Raw genomic sequence first — 21,101 nt, 5'->3', positions numbered from 1 at the left:
GCCTAGTTCCTTGAAGATCAGGAACCTCGTGTGTCGCTCCACTTTTTATTTAGTGGAAAGCATAGTTGTCATCGTGCTTAACGATGAAATACGGACGCGGGGTGGAGCAGCTTGGTAGCTCGTCGGGCTCATAACCCGAAGGTCGTCGGTTCAAATCCGGCCCCCGCAACCAACAATTTCAGACAGTCGGGTGTTGTCTTTGTCATAACCCTCAGGCCGTCGACGGAAGCGCCGCCCGGATCAAATCCGAGCCCGCAACCAATGCGACACTAGCTCAGCTGGTAGGCTACAACCTTGTTAAGGTTGAGGTCACGCCTGGTTCCTCGAAGATCAGGGGCCTCGTATGTCGCTCCAAATCTTGCTGTCGCCAAGAACGTGGTGATACGGCAAACTACTACTGTGAAGTATTAGTCCTACTGCAACATTCCTCGATCAGACGATAAATTCGTTGATCTTGTGTGTCGCGCCAGAGTTCCGGATCCATACGATTCAGAGCCCAAGGAAGCAATCAGCTTCAATGACATCATCAGATAGAGATTTCAGCAGCCCGAGCGGCTGTTTATTTGTCTCTGCTAGTTAGGATGTTTTGTCAGCCAGCCGATGAGAGGCTGGATCCCTGGTAACGGTACATGCTCTTTGATTTTGTGGATACCCCCTGATGATTGCAGGGAGGCTTGATCTGTAAATCATATTTCTTATCCAGAATCTAACCCCGCCGGAATGCAGATATTCTCTGGGTTTGCAGTGAGCTGGGTTGATCAATTCAATCGTTCGTGCACAGAGTTATCCACATCTTTTGGGTTGTGGGTAACTCAGTTGATTACATGTGCCGACGTCGTGTGAATAACTCTTTTCACTCACTTGTTATTTTCCTATTTCTTATTTTTCAATAAAAGATACCAACAAGGCAAGTCGTTGATAAGTCTTGGTTTTTCTGTTTTTGCCCAAGGCTTATATACAGCCTGATCAATATGTTCAGCCTTGGGATAACTGTTTTGATTGTGAGTATATTCGGCTGTGTTTAATCTTTTTGAGAATGGAAAATATTGGCGGGGGTGAAACGGTTTTCCACATTTCCGGTGAAGGCTGACATCGCTCCCACTTTGTGCAATGTCTCGAACGGGCGGGAGCGTTTCAGACGCTTTAAGCGTCGCGGGGGAGTCCTTTTTCGATAATTCGGATGAGTCGTTTGGTTTTACCCGGCAACACTTCAATGGTGAGTTCCTGGCGTTTTTCACGTTGCTTGTCGAGGGCCCAGTGGATGTGCTTATCTAAGAGCTCACTCTCCCCCTGCCGTTGTTCGAGGGCATCAATAATCTCTTGCCGATAGGGGGCATTGCCCATCGCAATAGTCAGGTTTCGCAGCCACTGCAGGTGACCGATCCGCCGAATGGCTGAGCCTTCGGTCTGTTTGAGAAATTGCGATTCTGTCCACTGATATAAAACATGCAGGGGCTGTTGGTCTAGGCTGTCCCGGCAATGATAGTCACGCTCTTCGGTAATTTCGGCATAGCGATTGAACGGACATACCAGCTGGCAGTCGTCGCAGCCGTATATCCGGTTGCCCATTGGCTCGCGAAATTCTTCCGGGATCACCCCGTCGAACTCGATGGTCAGATAGGAAATACAGCGTCTGGCATCCACGACGCCTTCTTCAACAATGGCGCCTGTCGGACAACTGGTCATGCAGGCGACGCACTTACCGCATTGGTTCTCGACGGGTTGGTCAACGGGTAAAGGTAAATCGATCAGAAGTTCACCCAGGAAAAACCAGGAACCGGCCTGCTCACTCAAAATTAACGAATGTTTACCGGTCCACCCTAATCCGGCTTTTTCAGCCAGTGGTCGTTCCAGAATCGGGGCTGAGTCGACAAACGGCCGATACCCAAAGGCCCCGACGGCTTGTTCAATCCGCTGGCCCAACAGCTTCAAGCGGTTTCGGATCAGCTTGTGGTAATCCCGGCCCAGAGAATAGCGACTGATGTAAGCCAGCTCCGGTTGCTTCAGGGTTTGGGCAAATCCGGCTTCAGGGGGCAGATAATTCATCCGCACGCTGATCACCCGCACGGTGCCGGGTAAAAGTTCGTCCGGTCGGGCGCGCATCATGCCGTGGCGGGCCATCCAGTCCATTTCGCCGTGATAGCCGACATCAAGCCAGCGCTGAAGCTGGGCCTCGTGTTTTTTCAGATCCACATCGCAGATCCCAACCTGCTGAAAACCGAGTTCTTTTCCCCATTGCTTAATGTTTAGGGCCAGTTCGCTGTAGTTTATCGTCATTTTGGGTGTGTACTGCGTGGCTGAGAGTAAAGGGGCCGAAGTGTACCATAATCATCAACGATTGAATCAATCATAGAAGCCTTGGTGTCTGCTTCAAGCTGTTGGGGATTTATGATTGTACCTGATGGCGGTTTTGGGCACTATTTGTTCACTGTCAGCCGTGCGCTCGAGGATGGGCTCAGGCTGTGAACGAGGGAGCGCATATGGTCACAACACAATTACCTCAATTGCTGTATCGGGCTGAGCAGGTCCGTAAAGGTGAGCTTCGGGCTGCCCAGGCGATGCAATTGGAGATGTATCAGTTAATGCGACGCGCGGGCGAGGCCGTATTTTCCGTGCTGAGCCAGCGTTACCCGACGTGCCGGTCTGTGCTGATCTGTTGTGGGGGTGGGAACAATGGCGGTGACGGGTATGTGGTCGCCCGGCTGGCGCGTGCGGCAGGGATCTCGGTTCGACTGTGGCAATTGGGTGATGCAGCGCGACTCACCGGCGATGCGGCGCGGGCGCGGGATGACTGGTTGGCTGCCGGTGGGCAGATCACTTCGGCGCAGTCGCAGGTTCCGGATGATGTCGAAGTGATTGTTGACGCGCTGCTGGGCACAGGCCTGACCGGCCCGGTGCGCGAAGATTGCGGACAACTGATTGGGCTACTGAATCAGGCTGCCCGGCCGATCATCGCAGTGGATGTACCTTCGGGTCTGTGTGCCGATACGGGGGCCGTTCTGGGAACGGCCATTCAGGCTGAAGCCACGGTGACCTTCATTGGCTGCAAGCAGGGCTTGTGTACCGGCCAGGCCAGCCAACATTGCGGGCAGCGTTATTTTGCCGGGTTGGGGGTGGAGTACACCTTTGCGAGCGAGACGGAGCCTGCAGCTTATCGGGTGGATCACCAAAGCGTGCTGCACGCGTTACCCCCGCGGCGGCGAACGGCGCACAAAGGCGATCATGGCCGGGTCTTGTGTGTCGGGGGCGATTTGGGGATGCCGGGTGCGATTCGGCTGGCTGCTGAAGCTTGTGTCCGGAGTGGTGCCGGGCTGACGGCCGTGATCACGCAATCTGACAATGTATTGTCAATTGTGACAGCCAGGCCTGAAATAATGGTGCAGGGCTGGCACGACAAAGCCCATGAAATTCGCCAGCGGCGGGACTGGGCCGATGTGATTGTGATTGGACCGGGGCTGGGACAAAGTGATTGGAGCAAGGCCTTGCTGTTCCACTTTGAAGACACCGAGAAAAAAATGGTCGTGGATGCAGACGGGTTGAACTTATTAGCCCTCTCACCAGACTATAAAAATAATCGTATAATAACGCCGCACCCGGGCGAGGCGGCCCGGCTGTTGGGCTGGTCTGTGGCCAGGGTCGAAGCTGACCGGTTTACGGCAGCCCGGCAGTTGCAGCAACAATTTGGTGGTGTAGTGGTCCTCAAAGGGGCCGGTACACTAATTGATGATGGTAGGCAGTGCTGGATCTGTACTGCCGGTAATCCGGGAATGGCAACGGGCGGCATGGGAGATGTGCTGTCCGGGATCATCGGGGCACTGGCAGCGCAGGGTATGTCCTTATCCGAAGCGGCACGAACGGGGGTGTGGATCCATAGCACCGCAGCCGATTTATGTGCCCGTGATGGTGAGCGTGGGATGCTGGCCAGTGATCTGTTTCCCTATCTTCGCCAACTGGTTAACCCAAGATAAAAGAAAACAATGCAAACATTTGAAACATTGCTTGCCGATGAGCAGGCAACCGTCGCGTTAGGCCTTCAACTGGCCAATGCTTGTCATCGCCAGACCACGATCTATCTGCATGGCGATCTCGGCGCGGGAAAAACCACGTTTAGCCGTGGCTTTATTCGTGCACTGGGTCACGAGGGTAATGTTAAAAGCCCGACGTACACCCTAGTGGAACCGTATGAGCTGCCGCCCTGGCAGGTCTACCATTTCGATCTGTATCGCCTGGCCGATCCGGAAGAGCTGGAATTTATGGGGATCCGGGATTACTTCACGGCAGATGCGATCTGCCTGGTAGAGTGGCCGGAGAAAGGAGAAGGTCTGTTACCGGCCCCGGATCTGGATATTGAGATGCGCTATCATGACACTCAGCGCCAGGTCATTATGACGGCGAATAATGAGTATGGTCGAGCATTGATCGAGCGTTTGGAGTTGTGTTGATCAGGATGTCACTTCGGTCTTTATTGCCCATATTGATAGCCGGTGCAGGGATGTGCAGCTCGTTGGCCTGGGCCAACGAGCTGAAAAGCATTCGTGTCTGGCCGGCACCGGATGAAACCCGGGTAGTGCTGGATGTGCAGGATGAAGTGGCATTTACCTTTTTCACCCTGACTAAGCCGAACCGCCTGGTTGTCGATCTAAAAGAGACTGCGCTGAAAACCAAGTTGCCGCTTCGCGTGGACAATAGTGCCGTCCTGACGAACATTCGCAGCAGCAGCCCGCCGGAGGCCGGAACCTACCGCCTGGTGTTTGAAACCAAGGCCGGGACCGATCCGACGATCTTCAAGCTGGCACCGACGCCGGATGGCCATTACGGCCACCGTCTGGTGCTGGACCTGCCGCATCAGAAAAAAGTGACGCCAGCGCAGCCGGTCGCCAAGAAGCCGGTGACTCAGAACCGTGACGCGCTGCTGCCGTATGGTACTGACGATATTATCGTTGCGATTGATGCCGGACACGGCGGTGAGGATCCGGGCTCGATCGGCCCGAGCCGTAAGTACGAGAAAAACGTCACCCTGGATATTTCGAAAGAGGTCGCGGCCAAGATTAATGCGACCCCGGGGATGAAAGCGGTCCTGACCCGGCGCGGCGATTATTTCGTGAATCTCAATAAGCGCTCGGAAATCGCCCGCAGGAACAAGGCACACCTGTTGGTGTCCATCCATGCCGATGGATTTCACCAGCCGCACCCGCGTGGGGCTTCGGTCTGGGTACTCAACACCCGTCGGGCCAATAGCGAGATTGGCCGCTGGCTGGAGCAACAAGAAAAGCAGTCAGAGTTGCTCGGCGGGGGCGATGTGCTCACGGGGGGCAACGATGATCAATACCTGAGCATGGCGGTATTGGATCTGCAGTTCAGCCACTCCCAGAAAGAGGGGTATGACGTGGCTTCGCGGGTACTGAAAGAGCTCAGTAAAATTACCGCGTTGCATAAGAGCAAGCCGGAACACGCCAGCCTGGCCGTGCTGAAGTCGCCGGATATTCCTTCCCTGCTGGTCGAAACGGGTTTTATCACGAACCCGCAGGAAGAGCGGCTTCTGAACACCCGGGCCCATCAGAGCAAGCTGGCCAATGCCGTCTACCGGGGGGTGCTGGCTTACTTTAACGAGAAACCGCCTGAAGGGACGCTGTTTGCAGCCCGGAAAAACGGGGTCAAACATACCGTGGCCCGGGGGCAGTCGCTCAGTTTGATTGCCGAACGCTACGGCACGACCACCGCGGCGCTGAAACAACTCAATCACCTTAAGAGCACGACACTACGGGTTGGGCAGGTACTGCAGATCCCGCATGCCGGAACGCCGACCCCGAGCGTGGTGCCTCCGGCCGCGACTCCTGTATCGCCTCCGGCAGGGACCCGTACCGTGACCCGCACCCATACGGTGAAGCGGGGGGAATTTTTGGGCAAGATTGCGGCCGACTACGGCGTAACAGTGGCTAGTATTCGTCAGGCAAACCGGTTGCGCTCGGATGAGTTGGCGATCGGTCAACAACTGCAGATTGCCGTGAAGGCGCCGGAAGCCCTGACCCACACCGTGAAACGGGGGGAGTTTCTGGGTAAAATCGCGGCCCGCTACGGGGTCAGTATCAGTCGTATTCGTGAGGCGAATCAGCTAAGCTCAGATACACTGGCTGTCGGCCAAACGCTAACGATACCTAGAAGTTAATTATGCCTATTCAGATCTTGCCGGCCCGCCTGGCAAACCAAATCGCGGCGGGAGAAGTGGTCGAGCGCCCGGCATCAGTGGTGAAGGAGCTGGTCGAGAACAGCCTGGATGCTGGAGCCACCCGAATCGAGATTGATATCGACAAGGGCGGCAGCCGCATGATCCGGATCCGCGATAACGGCAAAGGGATCCCCAAAGATGAACTTCAGCTGGCGCTGAGTCGTCATGCGACCTCCAAGATAGCGACGTTGGATGATCTGGAAGCCATTGTCAGTCTGGGCTTTCGCGGCGAGGCACTGGCCAGTATCAGCTCGGTTTCCCGGCTGACGCTGACGTCACGGACGGCGGCGCAGGAGGAAGCCTGGGCCGCGTATGCCGAAGGGCGGGAGATGGAGGTCAAGCTCAAGCCAGCGGCCCACCCGGTGGGAACCACGCTGGAAGTGCTGGATCTGTTTTTTAATACCCCGGCCCGGCGCAAGTTCCTCCGAACCGAAAAAACCGAATTCGGCCACATTGACGAGCTGCTCAAACGAATTGCCCTGAGCCGGTTTGATGTCACCATCAACCTGCGCCACAACGGCAAGAGTGTGCGCCAGTACCGGGCGGCGCAAACGCAGATCCAGCAGGAGCGTCGGTTGGCCGCAGTCTGTGGCACCCCTTTCCTCAACCATGCCCTGGCTGTATCGCTCGAGCATGGCGATCTGAAGCTGTCGGGCTGGATTTGCAGCCCGCAAGGTGCCCGATCTCAGAACGATATTCAGTATTGCTACGTCAACGGCCGGATGATGAAGGACAAGCTGATCAACCACGCCATTCGTCAGGCCTATGAGAGTAGCCTGACGGCGGATCAGTATGCGGCCTACGTGCTCTATATCGAGGTTGACCCGCATCAGGTGGATGTGAATGTCCACCCGGCCAAACATGAAGTCCGCTTTCACCAGGCGCGTCTGGTGCATGATTTTATTTGCCAGGGGCTGCAAAGCGCGTTGCAGCAGTCGCTGGCTGAGCCGAATGGCCTGTATCAGACGCCGACCCGGGCCAGTGCCCGGGCCGACTATGACTACCCGGCGCAACCCAGCGCGCCGTCCGCTGAACCGGCGACGGAGATCCCGACATCAATGATGGCGGCACTGGCCCGGACGCCGGATTACCCGAATAAAGCACAAGCTCACAAATGGATGCCTGCTACAGAGACGCCGCGGGATCGTCCGGTCCCGGCCCGACGTGGTGAATCGCGTGCGGCCGCGCCGCATTCAGCCCAGCGCCCGGCTTCCGGCAATGCGGCTTCTGGTGGTGATCGCCGCTATGGCAGCGAATCTCCTTCGGCCCGGGAAGTTCGGGCTTACCAGCAGCTCATGCAGACCCCGGCGCCACCGGAATCTCCGGCGCGGCATCCGGCACCGGCACCGGCACCTGCACCGCGCGATGTGCGTCCGGCTTCAGCCCCGGTGAAACCAGCGGCTCCATCGTCAATTGCCGTCACTCCGGCCAGTGGCGTTTCTGCGCCGGTCACCGATTATGCGGGGGCTGGATTGGGCAAAGCCCTGTGTCTGATGGAGCAACGTTATTTGCTGCTCAACCGGGAGGGCGGATTGGCGTTGTTATCGCTCGATTATGCCCAGCGACTCCGGTATAAAGGCCAGTTGCGCCAGGCGCAGGGCGAGGGGCTGAAACCACAGCCTTTGTTGATCCCGCATGCGCTGCCGGCTGAGCCGGCGATGATCGAGTGCGCAGAGCAACATGCCCTGCTGCTCAAGCAACTGGGGATTCAGCTTAAAGCCAAGGGCAATACTGGCTTGATCGTGATGTCGGTGTGTTTGCCGCTGCGCCAGCAGAACCTACAACAACTGGTGCCGGCACTGCTCGATTATCTGGCCGGGGTGGCCGATGATCCGGAGGCCCAGGGCTGGGAGCCGTTGTTGGACTGGCTTGCTGCCCAACTTGTGATCCCCACCGCAACATTCAGTTTGTCCCAGGCGATTCAGCTGGTGGCCGAGCTGGAACAATTGTGGGGGGAGACCCTTGAACATTATTATTCACACCTGTTGCGTCCGGTCGATATCCGCGCAGCAGTAGAAGCATTTCATTATGACTAAGCCACTACCACAGGCCATCTTTTTAATGGGGCCGACCGCATCGGGAAAAACGGATCTGGCCATTCGTTTGCGTCAGCAATTACCGGTGGAGTTGATAAGTGTTGATTCCGCCCTTATTTATAAGGGGATGGATATCGGAACAGCCAAACCGGATGCCCGGGAGCTTGCTCTGGCGCCGCACCGTCTGATAGATATTCGTGATCCAGCGCAAAGTTATTCAGCTGCGGACTTTCGTGCTGATGCACTGAAAGAAATGGCTGATATAGTGGCTGCTGGACGGATTCCTCTGCTGGTTGGTGGTACTATGTTGTACTACAAAGCCTTGCTGGAAGGCTTGTCTCCTCTGCCTGCGGCCGATCCTGCGATTCGGGCAGCGATCGAGCTGGAAGCAGAAACCAAAGGGTGGCAGGCATTGCATGAGGAATTGGTACGGATTGATCCGGTCTCTGGAGAGCGGATCCACCCGAATGATCCGCAGCGTTTGTCTCGGGCATTGGAAGTTTTCCGTATTTCGGGTAAAACTTTAACTGAGCTGACGAAAACCCAGGGTGAGTCTTTGCCGTATAAGGTTCATCAGTTTGCAATAACCCCCAAGGACAGGGCTGTCCTGCATCAGAGGATCGAACAGCGTTTTGCCAACATGATCAAAGCCGGTTTTGAACAGGAAGTTCGTGCTTTGTATGAGCGAGGGGATCTCCATCCGGATTTGCCGTCGATACGCTGTGTAGGATACCGACAGATGTGGGAATACTTGGACGGGAACTGCGATTTAGACGAAGCGGTGTTCCGCGGGATCTGCGCGACCCGTCAATTGGCGAAACGTCAAATCACCTGGCTGAGAAGCTGGAAAGATTTGACGTGGTTGGATAGCAGTGATGTGGAGACTGCGTTACAAACCGTCACAAACTCAGTTAGATGTGACGTTTGATTCGCGTGTATACTCACACTGTTTTGCGTATTTTTAATGTTGTTCGTTGCTAAATACAACTACAAACAAATAAGGAAAAGAAATAATGGCTAAGGGGCAATCTTTGCAAGACCCGTTTTTGAATGCGCTGCGTCGAGAAAGAATTCCGGTCTCTATCTACCTGGTCAACGGTATCAAACTGCAAGGCCAAATCGAGTCATTCGATCAGTTCGTTATCCTACTCAAAAATACGGTTAACCAGATGGTGTATAAACACGCTATCTCGACTGTTGTACCGGCTCGCCCGGTGAACCACCATCATGCCGGTGAGCGTCAGCCTACCGAGCGTACTCAGGAAAAACCTGAAGAATAATTTCATTCTTCAATAAGGAGTTGATTGCTTGTTTGACCGTTATGAAGCCGGCGAGCAGGCTATTCTTGTTCATATCAACTTCACGCAAGAAGGGGAATGGGAAGACTTAAGCGAGTTTGAAATGCTGGTCTCCTCCGCGGGAGTCAATGCGCTGCGTGTGATCACAGGCAGTCGTAATACTCCCCACCCTAAGTATTACGTGGGAGAAGGTAAAGCACAGGAAATTGCCGATGCGGTTCGGGCCGAAGAGGCCGAGATCGTCATATTCAACCACTCCCTCTCTCCAGCGCAAGAGCGGAACCTGGAGCGGATCTGTAAATGCCGGGTGTTGGATCGAACAGGTCTGATCCTGGATATCTTTGCGCAGCGGGCGCGCACTCACGAAGGTAAACTGCAAGTTGAACTGGCGCAGCTACGCCATATCTCAACCCGATTGATCCGGGGCTGGACCCACCTTGAGCGACAAAAAGGCGGGATCGGTTTGCGTGGTCCGGGTGAGACCCAGCTGGAAACAGACCGTCGTTTGTTAAGGGAGCGGATCAAAACCATCCTGAAACGGCTGGATAAAGTGGCTAAGCAGCGGGATCAGGGCCGCCGGGCGAGAAATCGGGCAGAAATTCCGACGATCTCGTTGGTGGGTTATACCAACGCCGGGAAGTCGACCTTGTTCAACCGGGTGACAGACGCTGGGGTGTATGCTGCGGATCAGCTGTTTGCAACGCTGGATCCGACGCTACGTAAGATCGATGTGGCGGATGTCGGTACCACCATTCTGGCCGATACGGTCGGATTTATCCGCCACCTGCCGCATGATCTGGTCGCCGCGTTTAAAGCGACTCTGAAAGAAACCCAGGATGCCAGTTTACTGCTGCATGTCGTTGATGCCAGTGATGATCGCTTTCGCGAAAACATTGATGCGGTCAACAACGTGCTGGAAGAAATTGAGGCTGCCGAAGTGCCGACGCTGGTGGTCATGAATAAGATTGACTGCCTGGAAGGGGCGACGCCGCGGATTGAACGCGACGATGACGGGATGCCGCGCCGGGTCTGGATTTCTGCGATGGCCGGGCAGGGGATTGACCTATTGTTCGAGGCCCTGACGGAGCGTCTGTCCGGTACCATGGTGAAACATACCCTGCGTTTGCCGCCGCATTTGATTGGGCGCTATCGCAGTAAGTTTTACCAGTTGGGCTGTATTGTGCGTGAAGAATATGAGCCCGATGGCAGTCTGACGGTGGACATTCGCATCCCGCTGGCAGAGTGGTCCCGGCTGCAAAAAAGAGAAAGTACAACGTTAGATGACTTTATCGTAGCCTGATGGGCTGCTAGAGTAATAAGAAAAACTGTCGTCATATCATATTGATGGAGTTCTATAATGGCGTGGAATGAGCCTGGTAACAACGGTGGCCGTGATAAAGACCCTTGGGGGAATAATAATCGCGGCGGTCGTGATCAAGGGCCACCGGATCTCGATGAGGTTTTCTCGAAACTGAGTCGTAAGTTTGGTGGCATTTTGGGGAATAAGAGAGGTCCTTCGTCCGGTGGCAGTGCTGCGGGTCTGGGGGCAATTGCCGTACTGGCAGCCGCTGTTTGGGGATTTTCCGGATTTTACACCATCGGGGAAGCTGAGCGGGGCGTTGTGCTGCGTTTTGGTAAGTTCTACGAAATGGTCGATCCGGGTCTGAACTGGAAACCGACCTTTATCGATGAAGTTGAGCCGGTCAACGTTCAGGCGATCCGTTCGCTGCGTAGCTCGGGCCTGATGCTGACCAAAGATGAAAACGTGCTGAAAGTCGAAATGGATGTTCAGTACCGCGTTTCTGACGCCAATAAGTTCCTGTTTAGCGTGACCAGTGCCGATGACAGCCTGCGTCAGGCGACGGATTCTGCACTACGTGCGGTGATCGGGGACTCGACCATGGATGCGGCACTGACCACAGGTCGTCAGGTGATCCGTTCGAAGACGCAGGAAGAGATCGACAAGATCATCAGCAAATACGACATGGGTATTCTGGTTGTCGATGTGAACTTCCAGTCGGCACGTCCGCCGGAAGCGGTGAAAGATGCGTTTGATGACGCGATTGCCGCCCGTGAGGATGAAGAGCGTTTTGTGCGTGAAGCGGAAGCTTACAGCAACGACATTCTGCCGAAAGCGACCGGTCGTGCTGAGCGTCTGAAGAAAGAAGCCCAAGGTTATTCGGAGCGGGTGATCAACGGAGCACTGGGTGAAGTGGCACAGTTTGAGAAACTGCTGCCGGAGTACCTGGCGTCCCGGGAAGTCACACGGAACCGTCTGTATCTGGAGACGATGGAGCGTGTTTACGGCAATACCAGCAAGGTCATGATCGACTCGAGCTCGAGCGGTAACCTGCTGTATCTGCCTCTGGATAAGCTGATGAACCAATCGGGCCAGGGTAGTCAGCCGAAGAGTACGACACCAAGTGGCTCTTTTGGCATTGAGCTGGAAAAAGTAGAAAATTCCGATCCCGTATCGCCGACTCCTCGTGGTGATACTGGCCGTCAGGGGAGATATTAATCATGCGTAAATTAATGATCCCAGTGATTGTCATCTTTATCGCGGCATTGCTGATGTCAATGTTTGTGGTGAAGGAAGGCGAGCGCGGTATCGTCGTCCGTTTTGGTCGGATCCTGAAAGACAACAATGAAATCGCGCGGATTTATGAGCCGGGCCTGCATTTCAAAGTGCCGGTTTTTGACCGCGTGCGGATGCTGGATGCCCGTATTCAGACCATGGATGACCAAGCTGACCGTTTTGTGACGTCTGAGAAGAAAGACGTCATCATTGATACCTACCTGAAATGGCGTATCAAAGACTTCGGTCAGTACTACCTGACCACTGGTGGCGGTAACGTCTCGACGGCCGAAGCGCTGCTGAAACGTAAAGTGGTCGACAGCCTGCGCTCGGAAATCGGTTCGCGTGAAATCAAGCAGATCGTTTCCGGTCCGGATAGTGATGTGCTGGGCTCGGTGAGTGCTGAGCTGGCGGATGCGCCGGCAACAGAAATTGTTGCCGAAGTTGCGCCGCGTAAAGAGATCGAAGGTCAGCGCGATGAGATCATGGCGAACGTTCTGGCGGATACCAAGATCAGCGCGATGAAAGACCTGGGTGTCGAAGTGGTTGATTTCCGGATGAAGAAAATCAACCTGCCGGATGAAATCAGTGAATCGATTTACCGCCGGATGCGTGCAGAGCGTGAGTCAGTGGCTCGGAAACACCGCTCGCAAGGCCGTGAAAAGGCTGAAGTGATCCGCGCCCAGTCTGAGCTGGAAGTGGCGAAGATCCTGTCCGAAGCCGATCGCCAAGCGCGGACGGTTCGCGGTACTGCGGATGCGAAAACTGCTGAAATCTACTCGGCTGCGTTCAATAAGGATCCGGAGTTTTACAACTTCCTGCGTTCTCTGAAAGCTTATGAGAACAGCTTCAAGTCGAAGAACGATGTGCTGGTGGTTGATCCAAACAGCGACTTCTTCAAATACATGAAAGAAGCGAACGGCGTACAGTAATCGCCTGCAGAACCCGAAAAGACAAGGCTCTGGCCTTGTCTTTTTTTTTGCCTGGCGTCTGGCCCCGGGACGGCGATGGCAGGATAATACCGGGCGCAATGATGTAATGGACACCCAATACGGGGCAGGTGGAAGAAACCATGAGTGAAGCGATATGGCTGGCGGTCGGGCTGGTCTTGGTGGTGGAAGGCTTAGGACCGCTGCTGGCACCGCGCGGGTGGCGTGAGATGGTCAGTCAGCTCAGTCAGCAGAATGACAATACACTACGGCGGATTGGCGGCTGCCTGGTGGCGGCGGGTAGTGTGATTGCTTACATGATGTACAGTCGTATGTAAAATAGCCTAACCTGCAATCGTGACGCTCTTCTGACAAAAATATTGCCCATGGTTAAAAAATGACTGCAAGGCGAAGATGAAGGTGCTAGAATCGGTTTTTAACTACTGATAGACGAAGAAAGATGGCAAATAATGTAGTCGTTCTTGGCACCCAGTGGGGTGACGAAGGCAAGGGTAAGATCGTTGATCTGTTGACCGAAGATGCTAATTATGTTGTGCGCTACCAGGGTGGTCACAACGCGGGTCACACCCTCGTCATTGATGGTGAGAAAACTGTTCTTCACCTGATCCCATCCGGTATCCTGCGTGACAACGTTAAATGTATCATCGGTAATGGTGTGGTGCTTTCTCCGGATGCCCTGATGAAAGAAATGGGCCCGCTGGAAGAGCGTGGTATCCCAGTTCGCGAACGTCTGTTCCTGTCAGAAGCTTGTCCGTTAATCCTGCCATATCATATCGCTCTGGACCAAGCGCGCGAAGCTGCCCGTGGTAAGAAAGCCATCGGTACGACTGGCCGTGGTATCGGTCCTGCCTACGAAGATAAAGTTGCCCGTCGCGGTCTGCGTGTTGGCGACCTGCTGGACAAAGAAGCCTTTGCTGAGAAGCTGAAAGAAGTCATGGCCTTCCATAACTTCCAGCTGGAGCATTACTACAATGCCGAGCCAGTGAGCTACGAAGTAGTGCTGGAAGATGTCATGGCACAGGCGGACATCCTGACGTCGATGATCATCGACGTGACCCAAGAGCTGGACGATGCGCGTAAGCGTGGCGACAAGATCATGTTTGAGGGTGCGCAAGGGACGCTGCTGGACATTGACCACGGTACTTACCCATATGTAACGTCTTCTAACACCACTGCTGGCGGCGTTGCTGCAGGCTCTGGTTTCGGTCCGCGTCACCTGGGTTACATCCTGGGTATCGCTAAAGCTTACTGTACCCGTGTGGGTGCGGGTCCGTTCCCGACCGAGCTTTATGACGGTCAAGAGAAGCAAGACCCAGTTGGTAAGCACCTGGGTACAGTCGGTCACGAATTTGGTGCCACAACGGGTCGCCTTCGTCGTACCGGTTGGTTTGATGCCGTGGCGATGCGCCGTGCCATTCAGATCAACTCCATCTCTGGTTTCTGCCTGACCAAGCTTGACGTCTTGGATGGCCTGAAAGAAATCAAGATCTGTACGGGTTACAAGACCAAAGATGGCAAGGTCCTGGAAGTTTCTCCAATGGCGGCTGATGCTTACGAAGATCTAGAACTGATTTACGAAACGATGCCTGGTTGGTCTGAAAACACCGTTGGTGCGAAGTCACTGGATGCGCTGCCACAGGCTGCTCTGGATTACATCGCGCGTATCGAAGAGCTGACGGGTGTGCCAATCGACATCATCTCGACTGGCCCGGATCGTAACGAGACGATTATCAAGGTTCACCCATACGGGAACTAATCGCCGTCTGGCACCCTTGATGTACGCCGCACCGTGAGGTGACGGATAGAAGAAAACCAACCTCGTAAGGTTGGTTTTTTTTATGCCTCCTATTTGGCAAATACGGCTTGATGTTGCTCCCAAACTTGGCCGGATCTTGTTGCGTCAAATTTTTCGCCATGGATCGACTGCATAGTGGCAAAAAAATGCCGATTTTCTGATAAAGTGATTAAAGTCTGATCCCGAACCGCCGATAAGATAACTACGGTTCAACAGAGAAGTTTTCATGAGACTGCATACCCTGCTTCTTTTTACATGGCTGGCTGCAACACCTGCGCATGCATTGGAAGATGTCGGCGATGCAGTACCCGTCTATACCGACAATGAGTTGAACCGGTTGTTTGAAAACAACACGCACTTGCAGCGCGTGAAGGCAGATGATTGCCAGTTGATCCAGGATATTGAGGCCAGGGCAGTCCGGGTGGAGTCGCCGTCGTATCAGTTCTTGTACGGGGATATGCTGGCCTGGGGCGTGTGTGTGGAGCGGGATGTGGAGCTGGGGGTGTATTACATGCAGTCAGCGGCGCATCAGGGCTCACCAGCCGCGTTGGAGCAACTCGGGCGCTATTATGCTACCGGCACTCTGGTGCAACAGGATCAGGAACGTGCGATTCCGTATTTGCGCGAAGCCGCAGCCATGGGGCACGTGGAAGCCCGGATCCAGCTGGCAGAGCTGTTACTCCGAGACTATGGCAGCCCGCTGGACTTTGAAGATGCCTATCGCTGGTTATATAACACCGTGACTGCCAGCCGACAGAAACACAGCCAGATCGCCCGGTTGCGCAGCAGCCTGGAAACCCGGATGCCGGGTAATGTGATCGCCCGGGCCAAGCGCCGGGATACCTTCTGGTAAGTCGTTATCGCGGCGAAGCGGGAGAGTTTTCTGCACTGTGAAGCCGTCAGACAAATCGAGAATATAAAAAGAGAGGTCATTGACCTCTCTTTTGCGTTTCTGGGGATCGGTAACCGAGCTGTATTACACGGTCCCGGCTGTTGTTAAAGCACTTTGTGCGGACCGAAGCACTCGTAATGCAGGCGATCTTCGCTGATCCCCATCGCCTGCAACTGGCGGGCGACATGCTGCATAAAGCCAACCGGGCCGCAGAAATAGTAATGCATGGCCGGGTTGTCGAGCGCTGCGCTCAGCTTGGACAAGTCGACCAGGCCCTGATACTGGAAATCTTCCGCCGGGCGATCCTCGGCTTGTGGTTCGCGATACCAGGTATGGGTCGCGATATGCGTTGACTGCGCGGCCAGGTGTTGGACATGTTGGCGGAACGCGTGTTGGGCGCCGTTTTCCGTGGCGTGGATCCAGTGCACCTCGGCCTGATGATCGCACAGGCTTTCCAGCATCGACAGGGTCGGGGTGAGGCCGACACCACCGGAGATCAGGGCGACCGGGGTTTGCGGGCTGACGTCAAGGAAAAAGTCCCCGGCCGGCGGGGCCAGTTCAACGCGATCGCCGACTTGCAGCGAATCGTGGAGATAGCTGGAGACCTTGCCACCAGCCTCGCGCTTGACCGAAATGCGGTAATGATCAGGATGAGGGGCGCCGGAGAGACTGTACTGGCGGATTTCCTGGTGCTCAAAACCGGCTGGTTGCAGCACGATCCCCAGGTATTGGCCGGGCTTGAAGGTCGCGACTGCTTCACCGTCAATCGGCTTGAACACGAAGCTGGTGATGGTGTCGCTCTCGCGCTGTTTTTCAATCAGCATGAAGGTGCGGATGCCGCGCCAGCCGCCTTGTTTGTGCTCATTTTCCTGATAGATCGCTTCTTCACGCTGGATAAAAACCTCAGCCAGCACGCCATAGGCTTCGCCCCAGGCATCCAGAACCGCCTGTCCCGGCGCGAGTAGCTCATCAATGGTGGCCAGCAGATGGCCGCCGACAATCGCATATTGCTCGGCCGTGATCATAAAACTGGTGTGCTTGTGGGCAATTTTTTCAACCGCGGGGAGCAGGGCCGCCAGGTTATCGATGTTGTTGGCATAAGCACAAATTGCGTTGAACAGGGCTTCACGCTGATCCCCGTTGCGCTGGTTGCTCATGTTAAAAATATCTTTGAGTTCAGGGTTATGGCTGAACATGCGCTCGTAGAAATGGGCCGTCAGGGCCGGGCCGGTTTGGGCCAGGATCGGTGCGGTGGCTTTGACGGTTTCAATGGTTTGTTGGCTAATCATGGCTGAAGGACTTTCTCTTTTTAAAGTTGTATATTTAATGCACCTTATAAGTTGTATCTGATCTGTATCTTTTAGTCAATAACCAGATTAAAATGGCAGCAGGAGGAGTTATTGTGCAGCTAACGAGTTTTACTGATTATGGCCTGCGGGCCCTGATTTACCTGGCGACCCTTCCGGAAGGTGAGTTGGCCAGTATTTCGAAAGTCACAGATATCTACAGCGTCTCCCGCAATCACATGGTGAAGATCATCAATAAGCTCGGGCAATTGGGCTATGTGGAGACGGTGCGGGGAAAAAATGGCGGGATCCGTTTGGGGATGCCGGCAGAGCAAATTGTGATCGGGGATGTAGTTCGGGCGATTGAACCGTTGCAGATCGTCAATTGTAGTGACGACTTTTGTCATATCACCCCGGCGTGTCGCCTCAAAGGGGTCCTGGATACTGCGCGGAGTGCATTTCTGGCTGAGCTGGATAGACATACCCTGGCCAGCATGGTGACCGATAATCCACCGCTTCGTGTCCTTCTGGACCGTCCTGTCGTATAATCGTAACAACGAATCAATAACTTCTTAGCTTTATTCCGTGGCGACAGGCACAGTCTGTCTCCCGTCTGTTCACCTAAAGGCGGATATACTCATTATTATTTTCGCCAAAACGGATCTGCATATGTCCAAAGGTACTACCGATTTACCGGTCGATCCTTTTCGCGATCGCGAAGCACAAAATTATGAAAACCCTATCCCTAGCCGCGAAATGCTCCTGGAAGTGATCCGCGGCTTTACCGCACCGGTCAGCCGGGATCAGCTGTTTACTGAGCTGAAGCTGGAAGGGGATGACCAATACGAAGGCTTACGCCGCCGGCTGCGCGCCATGGAGCGCGACGGCCAACTGATTTTTACCCGTCGCCAGTGCTATGCCCTGCCGGAGCGGCTGGATTTGATTAAAGGCCATGTGATTGGCCACCGTGATGGCTTCGGCTTCCTCCGTCCGGAAGGCAGCCATGCCAAAGAAGATGATTTATTGCTGCCGCACCACCAGATGCGCGGTGTGATCCACGGTGATTACATCCTGGCCCAGGTAGCCGGAACCGACAAAAAAGGCCGCCGTGAAGGGCGGGTGGTCCGAGTGCTGCAACAGTACGAAGGCCAGATTGTCGGGCGTTTCTTCATTGAAGACGGCATGGGCTATGTGGTGCCGGATGATTCGCGGATTGCCCAGGATATCGTGATCCCGAACGAGCAGCGCATGGGTGCCCGGATGGGGAACGTGGTGGTGGTTGAAATTTCCCAGCGGGCGACCCGCCAGTACAACGCGGTCGGTAAGATCGTCGAAGTACTGGGCGAGAGCATGGCGCCGGGGATGGAAATTGATATAGCTCTGCGCACCTATGATATTCCGCATCAGTGGCCGGCTGAGGTCGAGAAACAAATCAAAGGTCTGAGCGAAGAAGTGCCGGAATCGGCCAAGCAAGGACGGGTTGATCTGCGCGATTTACCGCTGGTCACCATTGATGGCGAAGATGCCCGTGACTTTGATGATGCCGTCTATTGTGAACGCAAAAAGTCCGGCGGTTGGCGCTTGTGGGTGGCGATTGCGGATGTGAGTTACTACGTCCGTCCGGGTTCGGCCCTGGATCACGAAGCGATCAAGCGCGGCAACTCGGTGTATTTCCCGGCCCAGGTGATCCCGATGCTGCCGGAAGTGCTGTCGAACGGGCTGTGTTCGCTCAACCCGCAGGTCGATCGCCTGTGTATGGTGTGTGAGATGACCGTTTCGGAAAGCGGCCGTTTGTCGGGTTTCAAACATTATGAAGCGGTGATGAACTCCCACGCCCGCCTGACTTACACCAAAGTCAGCAAAATGCTGGAAGGGGATGAAGAGCTGCGCGAGCGTTATGCGCCGCTGGTTCCGCACTTAGAAGATCTGTACAGCATGTACAAGGTGCTCAAGCAGTCCCGTGAGGAGCGGGGCGCGATTGAGTTTGAGACGGTGGAAACCCAGTTTATCTTCAATGCCGATCGCAAGATTGAACGCATTGTGCCGGCGGAGCGCAATGACGCCCATAAGATCATCGAAGAGTGTATGATCCTGGCCAACATCGCCTCGGCTCGCTTGGTGGAAAAAGCCAAAGAGCCGGCCCTGTACCGGGTGCATGACGCGCCGGGTGAAGAGCGTCTGACCGGCTTCCGCGACTTCCTGGGCGAGCTGGGCCTGCAGCTGTCGGGTGGCCTGGAGCCATCGCCGAGAGATTATGCGGCCCTGGCGCATCTGATCCATGGCCGGGCGGATCAGGAGCTGATCCAGACCATGCTGCTGCGCTCAATGAAGCAGGCGGTGTACCAGGCGGATAATATCGGCCACTTCGGCCTGGCGCTGAATCAGTATGCCCACTTTACCTCGCCGATCCGTCGTTATCCGGATCTGCTGCTGCATCGGGCCATCAAGTACCTGATTGCCAAAGAAGCCGGGAATAACCAGGATCGCTGGACTCCGACCGGGGGCTATCACTACTCGTTTGATGAAATCGACACTATGGGTGAGCAGTGCTCGATGACCGAGCGCCGTGCTGATGATGCTACCCGCGATGTGTCGGACTGGCTCAAATGTGAGTACATGCAGGATCATGTCGGTGATGAGTTTGATGGTGTGATTGCCAATGTCACCGGCTTCGGTTTTTTTGTCCGCCTCAATGAACTCAACATTGATGGTCTGGTGCATATCTCCAACCTGGCCAATGATTACTACCAGTTTGATCCGGTTGGTCAGCGGTTGATCGGGAACAGCTCGGGTCAGGTCTACCGTCTGGGCGATACGGTGAAAGTGAAAGTTGCTTCGATCAACCTCAACGATCGCCAGATTGACTTTGACATCGTCGGCAGTACCCGCAAGCCGCGCGGCGCTGGCAAAACCGCCAAGCAACGTGACGAGCGTGAGCAGCAACAGCGGATGCGCAAGGCGGAAGGGCTGAAGCGCCAGAGCCTGAAAGTATACCGGGTGGAAGAAGGCGAAGCGCAAGAGTCGACCAGCAAAGCCAAGAACGAGCGTCGCTCGATCCGCCAGAAGCTGAAAGCCGGGGCGATCCCGCGGGTTGAAGGCGACAAGGCGCCGGGCGACAAAGCAGACGATAAAAGTGCCAAGGGGAAAAAGAAAAAATCCACCAAGGCTCGTAAAAAGAAACAACGTGCCGGTAAACAAGAACGGACCGCGAAGAAGAATTAACCAATGAGTAATGAAATGATTTTCGGCATTCATGCCGTGAAAGCCGTTTTAGCGTCCGATCCCGCGCGCTTTATTGAAGTCTTTGTGCTCAAGGGGCGTCAGGACGAGCGTCTGCTGCCGATCTTCAATGAGCTGCAACAGTTGGGGATCACCATTCAGCAAGCGGGCCGCAAGGCGCTGGATGACAAAGTCAAAGGCGCGTCGCACCAGGGGATCGTGGCCCGGGTGCGTCCGGGTAAGCAGTACAACGAGAACGATCTCGAGGATGTGCTGGCCGGGAAAGACAACCCGCTGCTGCTGGTATTGGACGGCGTGACTGATCCGCACAACCTGGGCGCCTGTCTGCGTAATGCGGATGCAGCCGGTGCCGTGGCGGTGATTGTGCCTAAAGATCGCTCGGCGCAGCTCAACGCGACGGCCAGCAAGGTGGCCTGCGGGGCGGCGGAAGTGGTACCGCTGATCCGGGTCACCAACCTGGCCCGGACCCTGCGCAGCCTTCAGGAGCAGGGTGTCTGGGTGGTTGGCACCGCCGGGGAAGCGACACATGATCTGTACCAGAGCAAGCTGACCGGCCCGCTGGCGATTGTGATGGGGGCGGAAGGGGAAGGCATGCGTCGCCTGACCCGGGAAACCTGTGACGATTTGATCAAAATCCCGATGGCCGGCTCGGTCTCAAGTCTGAATGTCTCTGTGGCGACCGGGATCTGCCTGTTTGAGGCGGTACGTCAACGCCAGGTATCCTGATTATTCAGCAGGGTAACAGCATGAAAACCGGCGCGGCCTGAACAGCCGCGCCGGTTTGTTTGAGGCCATTGGCATAA

17 protein-coding genes and 1 tRNA gene are annotated in these 21,101 nt (G+C 55.2%); 16 read left to right on the top strand and 2 right to left on the bottom strand.

What is annotated here, in order from left to right; all coding sequences use genetic code 11:
* The first annotated feature begins 95 nt into the window (after positions 1 to 95).
* Positions 96 to 172 (top strand) — tRNA-Met (locus VV869_RS23625).
* A 971-nt stretch (positions 173 to 1,143) separates the two neighbouring features.
* On the opposite strand, the gene queG is transcribed toward VV869_RS23625, so the two are convergent.
* Positions 1,144 to 2,271 carry a tRNA epoxyqueuosine(34) reductase QueG gene (queG, locus tag VV869_RS23620; RefSeq protein ID WP_337737402.1) on the bottom strand — a complete coding sequence of 376 codons (1,128 nt, stop codon included), beginning with the start codon at positions 2,269 to 2,271 and terminating at the stop codon, positions 1,144 to 1,146.
* A 209-nt stretch (positions 2,272 to 2,480) separates the two neighbouring features.
* Between queG and VV869_RS23615 the strand changes: the two genes are divergently transcribed.
* From VV869_RS23615 to motX, 12 genes are all read left to right on the top strand, one after another.
* Positions 2,481 to 3,968, top strand: coding sequence for an NAD(P)H-hydrate dehydratase (locus VV869_RS23615; protein WP_337737401.1), 1,488 nt, complete (start codon positions 2,481 to 2,483; stop codon positions 3,966 to 3,968).
* Positions 3,969 to 3,977: 9 nt separating this feature from the next.
* On the top strand, positions 3,978 to 4,442 hold the full coding sequence (gene tsaE / locus VV869_RS23610) for a tRNA (adenosine(37)-N6)-threonylcarbamoyltransferase complex ATPase subunit type 1 TsaE (RefSeq protein WP_337737400.1): 465 nt from the start codon (positions 3,978 to 3,980) through the stop codon (positions 4,440 to 4,442).
* 50 nt (positions 4,443 to 4,492) lie between these two features.
* Entirely contained in the window at positions 4,493 to 6,166 is a 1,674-nt protein-coding gene (locus VV869_RS23605; protein ID WP_337737399.1) for a LysM peptidoglycan-binding domain-containing protein, read from the top strand.
* A 2-nt stretch (positions 6,167 to 6,168) separates the two neighbouring features.
* Positions 6,169 to 8,262: a DNA mismatch repair endonuclease MutL gene (gene mutL / locus VV869_RS23600; RefSeq protein ID WP_337737398.1), complete on the top strand. Its 2,094-nt coding sequence runs from the start codon at positions 6,169 to 6,171 to the stop codon at positions 8,260 to 8,262.
* Positions 8,255 to 9,190 (top strand): tRNA (adenosine(37)-N6)-dimethylallyltransferase MiaA, encoded by a 936-nt coding sequence (gene miaA / locus VV869_RS23595; RefSeq protein ID WP_337737397.1) that lies wholly within the window; start codon positions 8,255 to 8,257, stop codon positions 9,188 to 9,190. The genes mutL and miaA overlap by 8 nt, the downstream gene beginning before the upstream one ends.
* Before the next feature lie 85 nt (positions 9,191 to 9,275).
* Positions 9,276 to 9,542 (top strand): RNA chaperone Hfq, encoded by a 267-nt coding sequence (gene hfq / locus VV869_RS23590; RefSeq protein ID WP_337737396.1) that lies wholly within the window; start codon positions 9,276 to 9,278, stop codon positions 9,540 to 9,542.
* Positions 9,543 to 9,570: 28 nt separating this feature from the next.
* Positions 9,571 to 10,860, top strand: a complete 1,290-nt coding sequence (hflX, locus tag VV869_RS23585; RefSeq protein WP_337737395.1) for a ribosome rescue GTPase HflX — start codon at positions 9,571 to 9,573, stop codon at positions 10,858 to 10,860.
* A gap of 57 nt (positions 10,861 to 10,917) precedes the next feature.
* Positions 10,918 to 12,078: an FtsH protease activity modulator HflK gene (gene hflK, locus VV869_RS23580; protein WP_337737394.1), complete on the top strand. Its 1,161-nt coding sequence runs from the start codon at positions 10,918 to 10,920 to the stop codon at positions 12,076 to 12,078.
* Positions 12,079 to 12,080: 2 nt separating this feature from the next.
* Complete coding sequence (gene hflC / locus VV869_RS23575; RefSeq protein ID WP_337737393.1) at positions 12,081 to 13,067, top strand: protease modulator HflC; 987 nt, start codon at positions 12,081 to 12,083, stop codon at positions 13,065 to 13,067.
* Positions 13,068 to 13,207: 140 nt separating this feature from the next.
* Positions 13,208 to 13,402, top strand: coding sequence for a DUF2065 domain-containing protein (locus VV869_RS23570; RefSeq protein WP_337737392.1), 195 nt, complete (start codon positions 13,208 to 13,210; stop codon positions 13,400 to 13,402).
* A gap of 122 nt (positions 13,403 to 13,524) precedes the next feature.
* On the top strand, positions 13,525 to 14,841 hold the full coding sequence (locus VV869_RS23565; protein ID WP_337737391.1) for an adenylosuccinate synthase: 1,317 nt from the start codon (positions 13,525 to 13,527) through the stop codon (positions 14,839 to 14,841).
* Between the two features lie 265 nt (positions 14,842 to 15,106).
* Positions 15,107 to 15,733 carry a flagellar protein MotX gene (gene motX, locus VV869_RS23560; protein ID WP_337737390.1) on the top strand — a complete coding sequence of 209 codons (627 nt, stop codon included), beginning with the start codon at positions 15,107 to 15,109 and terminating at the stop codon, positions 15,731 to 15,733.
* A 143-nt stretch (positions 15,734 to 15,876) separates the two neighbouring features.
* On the opposite strand, the gene hmpA is transcribed toward motX, so the two are convergent.
* Positions 15,877 to 17,061, bottom strand: a complete 1,185-nt coding sequence (gene hmpA / locus VV869_RS23555; RefSeq protein ID WP_337737389.1) for an NO-inducible flavohemoprotein — start codon at positions 17,059 to 17,061, stop codon at positions 15,877 to 15,879.
* A gap of 113 nt (positions 17,062 to 17,174) precedes the next feature.
* Between hmpA and nsrR the strand changes: the two genes are divergently transcribed.
* The 3 genes from nsrR to rlmB all read left to right on the top strand — a co-directional run bounded on the left by nsrR (position 17,175) and on the right by rlmB (position 21,024).
* Positions 17,175 to 17,606, top strand: coding sequence for a nitric oxide-sensing transcriptional repressor NsrR (gene nsrR / locus VV869_RS23550; protein ID WP_337737388.1), 432 nt, complete (start codon positions 17,175 to 17,177; stop codon positions 17,604 to 17,606).
* A gap of 121 nt (positions 17,607 to 17,727) precedes the next feature.
* Positions 17,728 to 20,280 (top strand): ribonuclease R, encoded by a 2,553-nt coding sequence (rnr, locus tag VV869_RS23545; protein ID WP_337737387.1) that lies wholly within the window; start codon positions 17,728 to 17,730, stop codon positions 20,278 to 20,280.
* A gap of 3 nt (positions 20,281 to 20,283) precedes the next feature.
* Positions 20,284 to 21,024, top strand: coding sequence for a 23S rRNA (guanosine(2251)-2'-O)-methyltransferase RlmB (gene rlmB, locus VV869_RS23540; RefSeq protein ID WP_337737386.1), 741 nt, complete (start codon positions 20,284 to 20,286; stop codon positions 21,022 to 21,024).
* Positions 21,025 to 21,101 lie beyond the last annotated feature (77 nt).

Origin of the sequence: Photobacterium sp. MCCC 1A19761 (genome assembly GCF_037389125.1) — a bacterium.
Classification (GTDB): domain Bacteria; phylum Pseudomonadota; class Gammaproteobacteria; order Enterobacterales; family Vibrionaceae; genus Photobacterium.
This window is presented reverse-complemented; position numbering and strand designations above follow the sequence as displayed.